The sequence below is a fragment of the Alkalibacterium olivapovliticus genome, from assembly GCF_003003275.1.
Taxonomy (GTDB): domain Bacteria; phylum Bacillota; class Bacilli; order Lactobacillales; family Carnobacteriaceae_A; genus Alkalibacterium; species Alkalibacterium olivapovliticum.
The window spans coordinates 1-16,765 of sequence record NZ_PVTO01000012.1; the positions used below are offsets into that span (position 1 = coordinate 1).

A 16,765-nucleotide genomic window follows, 5' to 3' on the forward strand; every position below is an offset into this window, starting at 1 on the left:
GTTCCCATTTCGAACACAGCCGTTAAGCTTCCCAGCGCCGAGGATAGTGAAGGGTTTCCCTTTGTGAAAGCAGGACGTTGCCGTGCAGCTCTTTTTTTTGTTATAATAGCCGTATAAATCATTCCGCAATAGCTCAGTTGGTAGAGCGCACGACTGTTAATCGTGTTGTCGCAGGTTCGAGCCCTGCTTGCGGAGTTTTCTTATGCCTATTTTTATGCAGTAGTCACAGTCTGATTGCAGTAAAAAAACATCTTGAACCAGCCTCTATGCTGATCAAGATGTTTTTTTGTATCTATTATAATTGGTTAATGTAGTGTTTTAAGATTAGTTCTCGTGAAAGTGATAAATTGGTTCTTCTTTATTTTCATCGAAATCAATTTCCAGATCATATCTGCTGAAAAACCAGTCGTCCTGCTCCCCTGCAAAATAAGTTATGCCATTTATTTCTGTTTTTCCAAGGACATCGGCATCTGGCTGATCAACACTCATCCCAACAGAAAACCCATCATGTACTTCAGTATTCCCGTAAGTTTTTCCAAAAAACCGGATAGCATCGCCTTTGTCTAATAGTAACTCTTTTTCAAACCAGCTGACTGCTTTGTCAGTAACATCTATTTTCATTATCATGTTCCTTTCTTCTCTCTATTCATTACTTTACCTTACCATAATATAGCTAAAGAGGGGTGCTTATCTACTTATGTTCTCTCTCTTTGATTGGAAACCAGTTAGGAATATGCTTAATGCTGTTCCATAAATTTTCAGGAAGGTAATAATCAAGAGGTTTAGATAAGTCGAGCGAAGTATTCATTGAGTTTTGTTTGTTACTTTCAATTTTTTGAACCCATTTTGGCTCTATGATCAACTGCTTACCGACTGATACTAAATCTGAATACAACAGTGTCTTTTCAGCATCCTCTGCCGTTTTAACTGATCCGACTCCTACTAATGGGACGCGCCCTGCTATATGCTGGCTGATTTTCTGTGGAATCTGAATTTTATACTCTCTAAATCCAACGAGGGAAGGCTGATAATAGTAACTGACTGATAAGTGAAGGTAGTCTATATTTTCAGCAATCAAAGCATCTAGTAAAGCACAAGTGTCTTCTAATCGTATGCCAGGTGTTTCAATTTCTTCAGGAGAAAAACGGTAGCCCAAAAGGAAATCATCTTCACCTTGTTCTTTTATCACGGATTGACAGTGTTTAACAACTTCTATCGGGAAGCGAAGACGATTAGTCAAAGAGCCGCCCCAATCATCCTGACGCTGATTAGAGTGGGGTGACACAAACTGCTGGAGGAGATAGGTGTTTGCACCATGCAGTTCAACACCGTCAAATCCAGCGGCAATTGCTCGTTTAACCGCTGATCCAAATTGACTGATCAGGATGTGTATTCCTGATTCTGATAATTCTTTAGGGGTATCTGCCCACTTTCGTTCAGCACGGACAGAAGAAGGTGAAATAGGCTGTCTTCCGCCATTAAATTCTCTCTGACTCATACGTCCGCCATGATAAATCTGCAGGATGGCTTTTGATCCTTGCAGCTTTATGGTTTGGGCTAATTTTTTCAGGCCATCAATGTGATGATCCTTGGCTACACTCATTCCGTTGGGGAATGCCTGGCCTTCTGAAGCAATATAAGCACAGGCGGTTATTACAGCTCCTGGTCCACTTGATCTGACAAGATAATAGATCAGTTCCTCCTCAGTCACGTCACCATCTGGAGTGCTTGAACTGGTTGTCATAGGGGCCATCATTACACGGTTTTTAAGAGTAGCCCCATTTTTAAAGGTAAAAGGGTGCAGGAATGTGTAGGTCATGTTGTTCTCTCCACTTTTTTGGCTTTTTATCTAACAAACTGTTTGTACTTATTTACTGTAGAAAAGTAAGCATATATTCATTTTAAAGTGTCTGTACAGGTATGTCAATCAGCATAATATGAAGTATATCAGTGCCCGTATGGTAAAATAACAGTATTAAATCGAGTGGGGTAAGGAGGGTCTTCATGCCAACTGAAAAAGAAAAAATGTGTAATGGTGACTTGTATGATCCGATGGACGAAGAGTTAGTAAGGGAGAGAGAGCGAGCCCACAGGCTCACCCATATGTACAATCAGCTGGAAGATGAGTATGCAAGAGACAAACTGATTAGAGAGATTATCAAGACGACTGGATCAAAGATCAAAGCCGAACCTGGTCTACGGGTGGATTACGGATACAATATACATGTCGGAGATAACTTTTATGCTAATTTTCATTGCGTGCTGTTGGATGCCGGTCCAATATATATTGGAAATAATGCTTTACTGGGTCCAAATGTACTGATTGTTACACCAGACCACCCGTTAGATTCTACTCAACGATACAATGGATTAGAATACGCGAAGCCCATCACTATAGGAGATAACTGCTGGATAGGGGCAGGAGCTACAATCATCGGCGGTGTTACATTAGGTGATAACGTAGTAGTCGGAGCGGGTGCTGTGGTCACGAAATCTTTCGGTGATAATGTGGTTATCGCTGGCGTGCCGGCAAAAATGACTAAAACAATTCAGTAAACAAAAAAGGATCAGAAGTCTGTTGGCTTCTGATCCTAATGTTTATCTGCTTATTATTGAGAGGTGTATCCGCCATCTACAGGAAGAGTAATACCTGTAAGGAATTCATTTTCAGCGATAAAAATGACGGCATGCGCAATTTCATCCGGTACGCCCAGTCTTCCTACCGGATGCTTATCGACTAGGTGATCATAGTATTCACCCAGTGCTTCTTTGTTGACCATTCCTGATTCAACATATCCAGGTGCCACAGCTGCACATCGGATATTATCTTTAGCGTATTGCAGAGCAAGTGATTTTGTCATCAACACGACGGCACCTTTTGATGCGTTATAAGCATAGGCTGTCGGTTCTCCAACGATACCTAGGATGGATGCGCAGTTGATGATGACGCCACCGCCGTTTTTTTTCATTTGCTGCACAGCGTATTTATTGCCGAAAAACACACCATCCTGATTGATTTTGATTACTTTGTGATAATCTTCATAGGTCAATTCGTGTGTTGCGCCCTGTGCACCGATGCCCGCATTGTTAAAGATGACATTTAGAGATCCGAACCTCTCTACGGTCTGTTCAACTAGACTGCGGACTTCTTCTTCGTCTGAGACATCTGCTTTGATAAAAACGACATCGCCTTTATCACTTAGGCGATCAGCATGTTTTTGACCCTCTTCTGCATTGTAGTCACTTAAGACTACTTTAGCCCCTTTATCTAAGAAGGCTTCTACAGTTGCGAGTCCGATTCCCGAGGCACCGCCTGTTATAATCGCGACTTTATCCCTTAAATCATACATCTCACACACTCCTATTCGTATTTCATTTCACAATTTCAGTATACAACAATGGGGGGATATTTCAATCGATAGCGCATACATTACCAATGAATAAGCCTTTTATTAAAGTATTTAGACAATGTTTTCGCAGGATTATTTAAACGGGAATCCTTTTTGCGAGTGATATCAACAGAGTTAGTCACTGTGCACAAAACGCTTACACTATTTTTGTGCACGTTTACATAGCGTTAAAAAAACGTTTCCATTACAATTGGTCTTGTCAACTAAAACAATGATCTTGATTCAGTTGTTTTGAGAATCAACAAATATTATTAGGAGTGGTGATTACTTATGGTAGAAATGGCAATGAAAAATATATATAAACGTTATGACAACTCAGAAGATTTCGCAGTATCAGACTTTGATATGCGTGTAAAAGACCGCGAATTTATTGTATTCGTAGGACCTTCAGGATGTGGTAAGTCTACTACACTGCGTATGATCGCTGGACTTGAAGAAATTACAGATGGTGAATTATGGATCGGCGATACTATGATGAACGATGTAGCACCTAAAGACCGTGACATCGCAATGGTATTCCAGAACTATGCGCTTTACCCGCATATGACTGTTTTTGATAACATGGCTTTCGGATTAAAACTCCGTAAATACAAAAAAGATGAAATCAAAAAACGTGTGGACAATGCTGCTGATATCTTAGGATTGACACCATTATTAGACCGTAAACCAGCTGCTTTATCTGGTGGACAACGTCAGCGTGTGGCTTTAGGACGTGCAATCGTACGTGATGCTAAAGTATTCCTGATGGATGAGCCTCTATCAAACTTAGATGCTAAACTGCGTGTAGCGATGCGTGCAGAAATCGCTAAACTACACAGACGCTTGAACACGACTTCTATCTATGTAACACATGACCAGACTGAAGCGATGACAATGGCTGACCGTATCGTTATCTTGAAAGATGGATTCATCCAGCAAATCGGAACACCTAAAGAAGTATATGACACACCAGTTAATATCTTCGTTGGTGGATTTATTGGATCTCCAGCTATGAACTTCTTCGATGTTACTTTGAAGGGTAATAAAGTTACCAATGAAAAAGGATTAACACTGGAAGTGCCTCAAGGTAAACTGAACACATTGCACGAACATGGATTCAAAGATGGCGCTAAATTAGTATTTGGTATCCGTCCTGAAGACATTAAGAGTGAACAAGTTGCGTTAGATGCTTCTCCAGGATCAGTAGTGACTTCAAAAGTTACCGTTTCTGAACTTCTGGGTGCTGAAACAATGCTTTACTCACAAGTTGGAGAACTGGAATTTATCGCTAAAGTAGATGCACGTGACTACCACGCGCCTGGTAAAGATATTGACTTGGCATTTGATATGGGTAAATCACACTACTTCGATCCAGAATCAACTGACGTTATCCGTTAATTTGAGATAAGGTTAGTGAATTAAATATGCCCCCTTTTTTCCTCTCTGGTATACATTTGTATATTCAGAGAGGTTTTTTTCTATATTAAAATGGTCGTTTATAAAGAGGCTCATTTAGTGTAAAATAGAGTTATTACACTAACAAAGAGTTACTGGAAAGGGGCATCAAATCTGTTTTGTTTAGATAAGCAAGGCAGGTGATTCATATGAATAAAACTAGAGGCTTTGAACGTGTCACAACATACGAGGGGCAGCAGTTACCCTTACCCAAACGTGCAACTAAAGGGTCGGCAGGATATGACCTGACAGCTGCAGTCGATATGGTTATCCCATCAGTATTAAAGGCACTAAATACGCCTGATTTTAAAGGGAATCCGATCGGTTCGTCACTTATTCCGACAGGGGTAAAGGTCTATATGCCGGAAAATGAATATCTATTACTGGCCAATCGGTCAAGTAATCCAATGAAAAGACAGTTGGCTGTTCCTAACGGGATAGGCGTCATTGATTCAGATTATTACAATAACGAAGGCAATGAAGGTGAAATATTTGTTCAGGTCATCAACTATGGACTGGAAGATCTGGAGATTAAAAAGGGCGAACGCATAGCCCAGGGGATTTTTATGCGTTATGAAACAACCGATGAAGAAGAAGCTGACTTTTCTGTCAGAACTGGTGGATTCGGATCAAGCGGAAGATAAGGTTCTTCACATGAAGGAGTTACGAGATTGGCAAAGAAAAAAGCAACGGTATTTGTATGTCAGAATTGCGGTACAGAGTCACCTAAGTATTTAGGGAAATGTCCTAGCTGTGGGTCATGGAATCAGATGGTCGAGGAAAAAGTACCAGATAAGACGGATAGTCGAAGCCGTATCTCCATGAGCGGGAAAGCGTCTAAAGCAGAACAGATCACAGATATCACTATTGAACGAGAAGAACGGGTCAAAACGGATCTGGTCGAATTCAACCGTGTACTGGGTGGGGGAGTTGTGCCAGGGTCGCTTGTGCTGATTGGGGGAGATCCGGGAATCGGAAAATCCACATTACTTCTTCAGGTGTCCGCTCAACTGAATAATAATGGGGGCAAAGTATTATATGTATCGGGTGAGGAAAGTACGTCTCAGATCAAAATGAGAGCAGAACGTCTTGAACTACGAGGTTCTGATTTCTATCTATATGCTGAAACAGAACTGACTGCGATTCAGGAAACCATTGAGGAAATCAAACCGGATTATGTCGTAATCGATTCGATCCAGACGATGCATCATGCCGGAATCGACAGTGCTGCAGGAAGTGTTTCACAGGTTAGAGAATCGACGTCTACGCTGATGCAGATTGCGAAGATGAATGACATTGCGATTTTCCTGGTCGGACACGTAACGAAAGAAGGGAATATTGCCGGACCGCGAATGCTTGAACACATGGTGGATACGGTACTCTATTTCGAAGGTGAGCGTCACCATACCTTCCGTATACTGAGAGCGGTCAAAAACCGATTTGGTTCGACAAATGAAATAGGTATTTTTGAAATGAAAAATGGTGGACTGGTAGAAGTACTGAATCCTTCTCAATTGTTTCTGGAAGAAAGACTTTCGGGAGCCACAGGTTCTGCCGTCGTTGCGGCTATGGAAGGGACACGCCCGATCCTAGTTGAGATACAGTCCCTTATATCGCCGACTGTTTTCGGAAATGCTAAACGAACAGCTAGTGGACTGGATTATTCAAGAGTCTCACTGATCATGGCCGTTTTAGAAAAAAGAGCAGGCTTGCTCCTGCAGAATCAGGATGCCTACCTTAAGGCTGCGGGTGGAGTTAAACTGGACGAACCGGCAATCGATTTATCAATTGCCATCAGCATTGCATCAAGTTACAAAGAAAAAGAAACAAGACCGACTGACTGTTTTATAGGCGAAATTGGACTGACTGGCGAAATCCGCCGGGTGTCCAAAATAGACCAGCGGGTGAACGAGGCAGCAAAAATCGGATTCAAGAGGGTATTCATCCCTAAAAACAACATGGACGGGTGGGATTTCCCGGACAATATCGAGATAGTTGGCTGTACTACCTTAGCAGATGGGATACGACGCGCTTTTTCATAATGACTAAGCGCCTGTCGATTATTTTTCAGCTTCAACCTGTTATACTGAATAAGAGAGATAAAATGGAGGAAAAGGAGGTATTTTATGGTAGCAAAGTTAATTATATTAACGTTTGTCTTAGTTGGCGGAAGCCTGGGATACAATCTGTTCCCGGAGGTGATCAGCAACTGGCAGGCGGCACCGAACTGGCTGGTACACCCAATCATTGGGATGTTACTGGGCGCTCTTATTTTTTACCTGATGTCTTTTCAGGCAATCAGACCGTTAGAAAAAGCAGCAGCCAGAGTTGAAAAAGCATTTTCTGAATTAAGTATTTCCTATCTTTTGTTTGGAAGCCTTGGGGCGATTATTGGACTTATTCTTGCAGTATTGATTAGTATACCCATAGGCGCTTTAAACATGATTATTATAGAAGATGTTGTTCCTCTGATCATTACAGTCGGGTTTGCTTATATCGGTTTTCAGCTGGGAACGTCCAGAAGAGAAGAGATCAGACGGCTATTTACGCCTAAGACAGAAAAAACAGAAAATGAAGATGTACTCGATCGAAAAGAAGGTGATTCCTACCGTAAATATAAAGTGCTGGATACCAGTGCTATTATTGATGGTCGAATACTGGATGTGGTCAAAACAGGATTCCTAGAAGGAACATTTGTTGTGTCGCATTATGTATTAAAAGAGCTGCAGTACATTGCAGATTCCTCCGACAGTTTGAAACGAGTCAGAGGGAGAAGAGGGCTCGATATTTTAAATGCTCTACAAAAAGAATACGGGATTTCACTTGAAATGGATGACAGTGATATACCTGAAGCAGAAGAAGTGGATTTGAAGCTCGTCCATTTAACAAAGAGACTGGATGGCATGATTGTTACCAACGATTATAACTTGAATAAAGTCGCTGAATTCCAGAATGTCCCTGTTTTGAATATTAACCAGCTGGCTAACGCGGTGAAACCTGTCGTTATCCCAGGGGAAGAAATGCGGGTTATGGTCGTCAAAAATGGAACAGAACGGGCACAAGGAGTGGCTTACCTTGATGACGGAACAATGGTCGTTGTTGAGGAAGGGAAATATCATTTGAATGAACGAATCGATGTAGTAGTCACGAGTTCGCTGCAGACCAATGCTGGGCGAATGATTTTTGCCAAACTGTTAAATGATCAGAAAACGATCGACGACCAGAAAGAAAAAGCATGAGTGAATACTATGATGTGATTCTTCTAGCTGCAGGATCTGCTACCCGGTTTAATCATCAGTCGGATAGGAATAAAGTACTCATGCCGTTGAAAGACCGCCCTGTGTTTGATTACTCACTGAGCATGTTTCTGAGCGATCCGAAGTGCCGGAACATATTGTTCGTAACCAGAGAAACGGAACGGCCGCTTTTTGAAGAGAAGACAAAGGACATATATAAAGAAATGCCATCGAAGATCATATGGGTAACTGGTGGAAAAGAGAGACAGGACAGTGTCAGCTGCGCCTTGAGTGACATTCGAGGAGACAAGTCACCAGCTATACTGGTTCATGATGCAGCCCGGCCATTCATCACCCGTGATCTAATCTGTCGACTGCTCGCAGGATTGTCTGAAAGCCCTGCGGTGATCCCTGGTATAATGGCAAAGGATTCGATGAAGCTAGTCAAAGCAGCAGTCGTCGATCAGTCCCTACAAAGGTCAGCTGTAAGGCATATTCAAACGCCCCAGGTATTCAGGACAGAGTGTCTGTTAGAAGCAGTCACTCGGGCTGAAGAAGAACAGTTTTACGGGAACGAAGAAGGCGAGCTTGTTGAAAGATTAGGTTATCAAGTCAGTGTCGTTGAAGGACTGGAACAGAATCTGAAAATCACGACAGCGATGGATTACACATTTGCACGGTTTATGGTCGAACAGCAGCAGGTCGACAGATAATAAAACCCGCTGATGTGGAAGAAAAGTGAAATAAATGGTAAGTTTATACTAATGTAAACACAAAAGGAGAGTTTAGTCATGACAGAAAAAGTCCGTGTTCGTTATGCACCAAGTCCGACAGGTAATTTACACATTGGGAATGCACGAACAGCTTTATTCAATTACTTATATGCCCGCCATCATGGTGGCGATTTTATTATTAGAATCGAAGATACCGATCAGAAGCGTCATGTTGAAACCGGTGAACAAAGCCAGCTGGATAATTTGAAATGGTTAGGCATTGAATGGGATGAAAGTGCGGATATCGGTGGAGCTTACGGTCCTTATCGCCAGTCTGAACGTCTGGACTATTATGACCCATTAGTTGACCAGTTGCTGGCCAGTAACCGCGCATATAAATGTTACTGTACGTCTGAAGAATTGGAAGCAGAACGTGAAGCCCAACGCGCTAGAGGCGAAATGCCTCACTACAGCGGTAAATGTGCCAACTTAAGTGCGTCTGAACAAAGAGAAAAAGAAGATGAAGGCATTACACCCGTTATTCGTCTGCGCATTCCTAAAGGCAGTACGTATACATTTGAAGATATGGTTAAAGGTCAGATTACATTTGAATCTGACTCTATCGGTGGCGACTGGATCATCCGTAAACGCGACGGCATGCCGACCTATAACTTTGCTGTAGCTGTGGATGATCATTACATGAAAATCTCACATGTCCTGCGAGGAGACGACCATATTGCCAATACACCGAAACAGATGATGGTGTATGAAGCATTTGAATGGAAAATGCCTCAGTTCGGTCATATGACTTTAATCATCAATAGTGAAACCGGTAAGAAATTGAGTAAACGGGATGAGACAATCCTTCAGTTTATCGAACAGTACCGCGAATTAGGTTATCAGCCGGAAGCGCTGTTCAACTTTATTACGTTACTGGGTTGGTCACCTGTAGGCGAGGATGAGCTCTTCACGAAAGAACAGTTCGTTGAAATGTTTGACCACAAACGTTTGGGCACGTCACCTGCTGCATTCGATCCTAAAAAACTGGAATGGATCAGCAATCAGTACTTGAAAGAAATGGATCTGGGAGAACTGACACTTAAAGCTGTTCCTCATCTTGTAAAAGCTGGCTATATTGAAGCAAATCCATCTGAAGAAAAAGGCGAATGGATCAAGAGGCTTGTTGGTTTGTATCAGGAGCAAATGAGTTATGCGGCAGAAATTACTTCACTGGCTTCACTGTTCTTTGAAGACTCACTTGAGTTTTCTGAAAATGAACTGGCCGTTTTGAATGGTGAATCAGTACTGACAGTTCTGGATGCATTCAGTGTTCAAATCAAGAAAGTTGAGCCTTTCGAAGCTGACGAAATCAAGAAAACGATCAAAGCGGTTCAGAAAGAGACCGGAATAAAAGGCAAAAATCTCTTTATGCCAATTCGTGTGGCCGTTACTGGTCAGGAGCATGGTCCTCAGTTAAATGATGCAATCGAATTACTGGGAAGAGAAAAAGTACTGTCGAATCTTGAAAAAGCTAAACAGGCAATTAACGCGTAAAAGCGGATTGCACATAGGAAAGGTAAGCTATAGCCATGCAACCGGGACTTTCTTCAAGCGGGTTGTGTGGCTTTTCCGTTGAAAAGAAAATCTGGAATCAGAGGATAGTTTGACCTGTATTTTGTATAATGAAATCAAACACGAAAAGAAAGGAGTCTCTTTATATGATTCAACTGTATAATACACTGACTCGCCAAAAAGAAACATTTGTCCCTTTAGAAGAAGGAAAAGTAAAAATGTATGTCTGCGGACCGACCGTATATAACTTTATCCATATTGGAAATGCAAGAAGTACAGTGGCTTTTGACACGATCCGCCGGTACTTTACCTATAGAGGATACGACGTCAACTATGTTTCCAATTTTACTGATGTCGATGATAAGATCATTCGAGCAGCTGCTGAACTGGGGAAAACAGCTCCGGAAGTAGCGGATACCTTTATAAAGGCGTTTTACGAGGATACAGAAGCACTGGAAGTACAGAAACCGGATCATTCGCCGAGAGTGATGGAGTCCATTCCGGATATAATCAGCTTTATTGAAGCGTTGATCGAGAGTGGTTACGGCTATGAGAGCGATGGCGATGTGTATTACCGGACCCGTAAATTTAAGACATATGGCAAGCTGAGCCGTGTCTCATTAGATGAACTGGAGTCTGGAGCAAGCAACCGACTAGGCGAAGAAGCTGTCAAGAAAGAGGACCCGCTGGATTTTGCATTATGGAAAGCAGCAAAAGAAGGAGAAATCAGCTGGGACTCACCATGGGGCAAAGGCCGACCAGGATGGCACATTGAGTGTTCAGTCATGGCAACCAAGTATTTAGGGGACACAATCGATATCCATGCCGGAGGACAAGATCTGACCTTCCCGCATCATGAAAATGAAATCGCACAGAGTGAAGCTAAAACGCATAAAACCTTTGCAAACTACTGGATCCATAACGGATTCGTCACGATGAATGACGAGAAAATGAGCAAGTCTGTCGGGAATTTTGTTTTAATGAAAGAATTGAGAGAGCAGCATGATCCAAGAGCGCTGCGTTTCTTTATGGCAACAGCCCATTACAGACGACCGATCAATTATTCTTTGGATGCGATCGAAGAAGCCAAGACGAATTTGGGGCGCATCGAGACAGCTTACTTTAATGCGAATCACCGACTGAGTCAGGCAGTGGAATCTAAAACCAAAGATGAGAACCTGCTGGACGATATCCATTCATTCAGAGAGCAGTTTGTCACACAAATGGATGATGATTTCCAGACTCAAAATGGGATCACAGTGGTGTATGACCTGGTTCGTTTCATCAACCGTTACGTTGAAGAAGCAGACGTATCAAAACAGGTCCTCACGTCTGCGCTTTCTTTACTGGAAGAATTACTCTATGTCTTTGGCATCACACTGTCAGCTCAGACAGACTTGCTTGACGAAGAAATCGAAGCGTTGATTGAAGAAAGAGAACAGGCACGGAAAGACAAGAATTTCCAGCGTGCAGACGAAATTAGAGATGAGTTAAAAGAACAGGCTATTTTACTTGAGGATACAGCTCAGGGAATCAGATGGAAAAGGGGACAAGTGGATGCCTAACGAGGTCAACCCCCGACTGATAAACGGCTTGGCTTTAGCATACGTCGGGGATGCGATCTATGAACTGCGGATCAGAGAATACCTGATTGGTCAGGGACAGACAAAGCCGAACATCCTGCACACTAGAGCGACCACATATGTGTCAGCAAAAGCACAGGCCTATCTGATCGACCAGCTCCTGGAGGCTGAAAAGCTGACTGAAGAAGAACTGGATTTCTTCAAGCGGGGACGCAATGCAAAGAGCTATTCCAAAGCTAAGAATACCGATGCAAAGACTTACAGCTTTTCGACCGGGTTCGAAGCCATCATGGGCTACCTGCATCTAGCGAAACAGAGCGAGCGATTGAATGAACTTACTGACTGGTGCATTAGAACAATTGAATCTAGAAAATAGAGAGAGGAGAATAGAAAGTGGCAAAAAAACCATATCAGAAATTTAATAAAAAGAATGACTTTAAAGCGAGAGCTAAAGATTCCAGACATAAAGAGGCCGAGCTGGACACAGACGAAGAATTATCTGATGCAGAATCAGATGAGATGGTCTACGGGAGAAACCCGGTCATAGAAACATTAAGATCCAAGCGTGACGTGAACAAACTTTTTGTTCAAGATGGATTATCTGGAGATAAAATCAACTCAGTCTTAAAAGAAGCGAAGAAACGAAAAGTCCAATTATCGTTTGTACCTAAAACAAAACTGGATAACTTATCAGACGGAGGGAATCATCAGGGAGTCGTTTTAGCTGCCAGCCCGGTGAACTACGCGTCTATCGGTGACTTATTTACGAAAGCTGAAGAAAAAGGCGAGCAGCCGTTCTTCCTCCTGCTGGACGGAATCGAAGATCCTCATAATCTCGGATCGATTATCCGGACAGCAGATGCCAGTGGTGCACATGGCGTGATCATTCCGAAAAGGCGTGCTGTTGGCTTGACGTCTACTGTCGCAAAATCCTCTGCCGGAGCAATTGAACACGTCTTAGTAGCTCGTGTAACGAACATGGCGAGTACAATCGATGAGCTGAAAGACCGCGGCCTGTGGATATTCGGTACAGACATGAAAGGGAAAGACTACCGTCACTGGGATGTATCTTCTCCAGTCGGGTTGGTCATCGGAAGTGAAGGCAAAGGCATGTCCCGCTTAGTGAAAGATAAAGTCGACGAGACATTGTCGATTCCGATGGTCGGCGATACTCAGAGTCTGAATGCCAGCGTGGCCTCAGGTCTCCTGATGTATGAAGTGTACCGCAAGCGTCATTCTCTGTAAGCTAAAAGTAGTCATGTAGAAAGGAGGGGAGTCCAGTGAAAAAGGAACTACTGTATGTTGACGGGTATAACATGATCGGTGCATGGCCGGATCTGGCTAAACTGAAAAAAATCGATAAAATGGCAGATGCACGTGATCTTCTTCTGCATGAATTAAGCAATTATGCCAAGTATGAAGGTATTGAGATAAGAATCGTATTTGATGCCCAGCTCGTTCCGGGTGTCTCCAAGCGTTACGACAAGTATGAAGTTGCCGTGATCTTTACCAATGAAGGTGAAACAGCCGACAGTTACATCGAAAAAGCAGTTGGAGATGAAAATTTACTGCTCAGTCATGTTCAGGTTGCGACATCAGACTTGGCTGAGCAGTGGATCATCTTTCAAAAAGGCGCCACACGCAAATCGGCCAATGAACTGTACAAAGACGTTAATACCACAAAGAAAAAAATCGCCGTCGACAGTGCCGTATACCGTATGCAGACGAAAACACGCAACTCCCCTCTGACGGATAAAGATAAAAAGCAGCTAGAAGAGTTATATTTCGAACTGATCGACCGAAAATTAGATTAGGCAATTTAATATGAGAAGTCCTCTAGAAGAAGCGTCTGTTGGCGTTTGTTATCTAGGCGGACTTCTTTTTTCATATAAATTTCATGAGAAATATCTCACAAAGCTAATAATTTTAATGACTATTTTAACATTAAGATAGTATACTTAATGAAACGCTTTCAATTGATACAGACTATTACTCTTACAAATGCTCTGTTCTGTAATTGATCATACAATATACAGAAGGAGAAGAAAGGATGCAGATTAGAACTCAAGATAATACACAAACAGAGAGTAAATCATATAAAGATATCAGTGATCCAATCAATGACGCTTTGATTTTTCAGATTCAATCAGGCGATGATGCAGCATTTTCAGTTTTACTTGAAAGATGCCAGCCAATTATTAGACGAACCACCTTCAGGCGATACATAAAGGGGTATGATCGGGAAGATCTCTATCAGGAAGCATGTGTGGTTCTGGTGGAAGCCTCTCAAAAATATGACTTCAGTAAAGGGATGAGCTTTAATCAATACGCTTGTTTGTGCATCGATAATCATTTTCATCGTCTGATTAGATGGAATAATGCTATGAAAAGACAGTCGATCAGAGATGCGCTTTCTCTTGAAGGAGTTATGGAGGATAATGGGTATCAACTTGCAGGTCACTCAAATGTCGTCCAGCCCGAAGACAGGCCTATAATTGAAGAAACCGCAGAAGAATACTTTACCTGTCTATCTTCATTTGAAAAAGAGGTTTGTTTGTATTGTTATATGGGGTATTCTTATGACGATATAGCAGAGAAACTGAACTGCAGTCGAAATAAAGTGCTTAATGCAAAACATCGCTGTACCGAGAAATATAGGAAATTTTTCCTATTTTAATTAGGAGATAGGGCAAGCGTTTATGTATTAGAATGTTCATTGAGATTGTTTCGAGAGCGAGTGATTGAGTAAGAGTTTCCGAAAATCTTTTTGGATGGTTAGTATAAAGGGGAAACCTGGACTAACTCATTCTGGAAAGATTTTTTGGTGTGACCGTCGGCAATAAACATAAAATGATGAGTTTAAAGAAATCTCACTTTAAAATCACTCTGACTCAGACAAAAAGCTGCATCTCCTCATAATGACAGGATGATGCAGCTTTAATGTGTATATAATCAGGCAAGTGTGTCAGCGACTTGTCGTTTACTGTTCTTGTCACTTTTTTTTTCCTCATGCGCCTTCCTGAAGCGCTGGATTGTGGTGACGTGGTCCATCATGAAGTTGGCCGCTATGCCGATCCCGATACCGGACAATATGCCCATAAAGGAGAGAACTGGCAGGTACAGCAAAACGGTCCAGGTCTGAGCGATCGTACTCGCGACCAGCAGCTGGCCCAGGTTGTGCAGGATCCCACCTGTTGCACTGACACCGATGATGCTCACGCGTTTGCCCCCGACAAACTTAACGATGAGCATACCGGCATAACTTAAAAACGCACCAGCCATACTGTACATAAAGGTCGAAATGGTCCCGCCGAGCAGGGTGGTCATCAGCAGACGCATCCAGACGACTTTCAGGCTGTCCTTAAAGGGCAGTGTGTAAATAGCCACAATAATAATCAGGTTGGCGATGCCGAGTTTGGCACCCGGGGCAAACGCAAACGGAAAAGGAATGCTGCGTTCGATTATCCCCAGAATCACTGCCTGAGCAGAAAGCAGGGAAATATAGATCATTTTTTGAGTTCGGCTCATGTTTATCCTTCTTTTCTAAGTTGAGTAAGGTCCTCTTTATTGTCCCACAAATAAAGCTTTCTATCTATAAAGATTAAAGTAATATTATCCTGAATCTAATCTTGTGAAAACATAGACAGAATAACACTTTTAATGTAAGATGTACAGAGAAAATGAATGGGAAGGAAAATGAAGATGTTGACCAGAAACCGAAAATACTTATTACTGTTGTTTGTGCCTTTATTCTCAATCGTACTACTGGCATGTGAAGAAGAAGATCCTAGAGGCTTGGCAGATGAACCATATGATCGTACTGAATTTCTACTGGGAACCGTTGCTAATATTCGTGTGTATAATGAAGGAAAAGAAGAAGCGTTAGATAAAGCGTTTGACCGTGTACAGGAACTGGATGAATGGTTCGCGATGCAGAATCCGGAATCTGAAATTTCCGAAGTGAATCGTCAGGCCGGAATCGAACCGGTAGCAGTATCTGACGAAGTCTTTCACGTGATGGAAAGAGCATTGTATTATGCAGAAGAATCAGACGGCAGTTTTGACCCAACTATTGGGGTTGTCACAAGTTTGTGGGGAATCGGGCAGGATTATGCAGCAGTCCCGGAGGATGATGAACTGGCGGAAGCGCTGGAAGTTGTCGATTACCGCTTAATTGAACTTAACGAAGAGGATCAGACTGTGTACCTTCAGGAAGAAGGAATGGTACTGGACTTGGGGGCTATTGCAAAAGGCTACATTACAGATGAAGCTGCGCGAGTACTCGTTGAAGAAGGCGTCAATACAGCCATCATCGATTTAGGTGGAGACATCGTAGTCGTCGGAAACAGCACGCGAGGAGAAGATGAAGCCTGGAATGTCGGTATCCAGAATCCGTACGGTGAACGTGGAGATATACTGGGGATGGTTCCTGTATCAGACCGGGCGATCGTTACATCTGGCATATATGAACGGCTCATTCGTGATGGAGATAACGAATACCATCACTTGATGGACACAGAAACGGGCTATCCGATCGATAACAATATATCCGGCATTAGTATCATAGCGGATAACGCGATGGATGCCGATGCACTGGCTAATATCGCATTTGCATTAGGCGTTGAAGCTGGACTCGAGTATGTCAACAGTCTTGACGGTGTCGATGTCATCTACATCACGAATGAAAGAGAAGTCTTTGCGTCAGATGGTATTTCTGAAACTGTTCAAATTAACGACACTGACTTTGAGAAGATAAACTAAGGCTAATTGACAGTGTTTTCAGTAAATGGTAAAGTATGAAGGACTATAAAATATTT

At 42.5% G+C, this 16,765-nt stretch carries 17 protein-coding genes, 1 tRNA gene and 1 rRNA gene; 15 read left to right on the forward strand and 4 right to left on the reverse strand.

Annotation, left to right across the window (positions count from 1 at the left end; all coding sequences use genetic code 11):
* Both rrf and CLV38_RS07170 read left to right on the forward strand, forming a co-directional pair.
* Positions 1–86, forward strand: a 5S ribosomal RNA gene (rrf, locus tag CLV38_RS14205); the annotation flags it as partial.
* 36 nt (positions 87–122) lie between these two features.
* A tRNA-Asn gene (locus CLV38_RS07170) sits at positions 123–195 on the forward strand.
* Positions 196–324: 129 nt separating this feature from the next.
* Here CLV38_RS07170 and CLV38_RS07175 read toward each other — a convergent pair.
* The gene (locus CLV38_RS07175; RefSeq protein WP_106193614.1) at positions 325–621 is read right to left on the reverse strand and encodes a HesB/YadR/YfhF family protein; all 297 of its coding nucleotides are present in this window, start codon (positions 619–621) and stop codon (positions 325–327) included.
* A gap of 70 nt (positions 622–691) precedes the next feature.
* The gene (locus CLV38_RS07180; protein WP_106193391.1) at positions 692–1,819 is read right to left on the reverse strand and encodes an NADH-dependent flavin oxidoreductase; all 1,128 of its coding nucleotides are present in this window, start codon (positions 1,817–1,819) and stop codon (positions 692–694) included.
* Positions 1,820–2,004: 185 nt separating this feature from the next.
* On the opposite strand from CLV38_RS07180, the gene CLV38_RS07185 reads away from it, so the two are divergent.
* A complete protein-coding gene (locus tag CLV38_RS07185; RefSeq protein WP_106193394.1) occupies positions 2,005–2,556 on the forward strand; it encodes a sugar O-acetyltransferase in 552 nt (183 codons plus the stop codon).
* 53 nt (positions 2,557–2,609) lie between these two features.
* On the opposite strand, the gene CLV38_RS07190 is transcribed toward CLV38_RS07185, so the two are convergent.
* On the reverse strand, positions 2,610–3,350 hold the full coding sequence (locus tag CLV38_RS07190) for an SDR family NAD(P)-dependent oxidoreductase (protein WP_106193396.1): 741 nt from the start codon (positions 3,348–3,350) through the stop codon (positions 2,610–2,612).
* A 330-nt stretch (positions 3,351–3,680) separates the two neighbouring features.
* Here CLV38_RS07190 and CLV38_RS07195 point away from each other — a divergent pair, with 330 nt between their 5' ends.
* The 11 genes from CLV38_RS07195 to CLV38_RS07245 all read left to right on the forward strand — a co-directional run bounded on the left by CLV38_RS07195 (position 3,681) and on the right by CLV38_RS07245 (position 14,625).
* Positions 3,681–4,787 carry an ABC transporter ATP-binding protein gene (locus CLV38_RS07195; protein ID WP_106193399.1) on the forward strand — a complete coding sequence of 369 codons (1,107 nt, stop codon included), beginning with the start codon at positions 3,681–3,683 and terminating at the stop codon, positions 4,785–4,787.
* Between the two features lie 206 nt (positions 4,788–4,993).
* Positions 4,994–5,488: a dUTP diphosphatase gene (gene dut / locus CLV38_RS07200; RefSeq protein ID WP_106193401.1), complete on the forward strand. Its 495-nt coding sequence runs from the start codon at positions 4,994–4,996 to the stop codon at positions 5,486–5,488.
* 27 nt (positions 5,489–5,515) lie between these two features.
* On the forward strand, positions 5,516–6,886 hold the full coding sequence (radA, locus tag CLV38_RS07205; protein WP_106193404.1) for a DNA repair protein RadA: 1,371 nt from the start codon (positions 5,516–5,518) through the stop codon (positions 6,884–6,886).
* Positions 6,887–6,970: 84 nt separating this feature from the next.
* Positions 6,971–8,083 carry a PIN/TRAM domain-containing protein gene (locus CLV38_RS07210; RefSeq protein ID WP_106193407.1) on the forward strand — a complete coding sequence of 371 codons (1,113 nt, stop codon included), beginning with the start codon at positions 6,971–6,973 and terminating at the stop codon, positions 8,081–8,083.
* Positions 8,080–8,793: a 2-C-methyl-D-erythritol 4-phosphate cytidylyltransferase gene (gene ispD / locus CLV38_RS07215; RefSeq protein WP_106193409.1), complete on the forward strand. Its 714-nt coding sequence runs from the start codon at positions 8,080–8,082 to the stop codon at positions 8,791–8,793. Before CLV38_RS07210 ends, ispD begins: the two co-directional genes overlap by 4 nt.
* A gap of 78 nt (positions 8,794–8,871) precedes the next feature.
* Positions 8,872–10,347: a glutamate--tRNA ligase gene (gene gltX / locus CLV38_RS07220; RefSeq protein WP_106193411.1), complete on the forward strand. Its 1,476-nt coding sequence runs from the start codon at positions 8,872–8,874 to the stop codon at positions 10,345–10,347.
* Between the two features lie 164 nt (positions 10,348–10,511).
* Positions 10,512–11,930, forward strand: a complete 1,419-nt coding sequence (gene cysS, locus CLV38_RS07225; RefSeq protein WP_106193414.1) for a cysteine--tRNA ligase — start codon at positions 10,512–10,514, stop codon at positions 11,928–11,930.
* On the forward strand, positions 11,923–12,324 hold the full coding sequence (locus tag CLV38_RS07230) for a Mini-ribonuclease 3 (RefSeq protein ID WP_106193416.1): 402 nt from the start codon (positions 11,923–11,925) through the stop codon (positions 12,322–12,324). The genes cysS and CLV38_RS07230 overlap by 8 nt, the downstream gene beginning before the upstream one ends.
* A 143-nt stretch (positions 12,325–12,467) precedes the next feature.
* Entirely contained in the window at positions 12,468–13,193 is a 726-nt protein-coding gene (gene rlmB, locus CLV38_RS07235) for a 23S rRNA (guanosine(2251)-2'-O)-methyltransferase RlmB (RefSeq protein ID WP_106193617.1), read from the forward strand.
* A 35-nt stretch (positions 13,194–13,228) separates the two neighbouring features.
* The gene (locus CLV38_RS07240; protein WP_106193419.1) at positions 13,229–13,762 is read left to right on the forward strand and encodes an NYN domain-containing protein; all 534 of its coding nucleotides are present in this window, start codon (positions 13,229–13,231) and stop codon (positions 13,760–13,762) included.
* 236 nt (positions 13,763–13,998) lie between these two features.
* Positions 13,999–14,625, forward strand: a complete 627-nt coding sequence (locus CLV38_RS07245) for a sigma-70 family RNA polymerase sigma factor (protein WP_106193422.1) — start codon at positions 13,999–14,001, stop codon at positions 14,623–14,625.
* A gap of 275 nt (positions 14,626–14,900) precedes the next feature.
* On the opposite strand, the gene CLV38_RS07250 is transcribed toward CLV38_RS07245, so the two are convergent.
* Complete coding sequence (locus CLV38_RS07250) at positions 14,901–15,476, reverse strand: Gx transporter family protein (RefSeq protein WP_106193424.1); 576 nt, start codon at positions 15,474–15,476, stop codon at positions 14,901–14,903.
* Between the two features lie 174 nt (positions 15,477–15,650).
* Between CLV38_RS07250 and CLV38_RS07255 the strand changes: the two genes are divergently transcribed.
* Positions 15,651–16,709, forward strand: a complete 1,059-nt coding sequence (locus tag CLV38_RS07255) for an FAD:protein FMN transferase (protein WP_106193427.1) — start codon at positions 15,651–15,653, stop codon at positions 16,707–16,709.
* Positions 16,710–16,765: the final 56 nt, after the last annotated feature.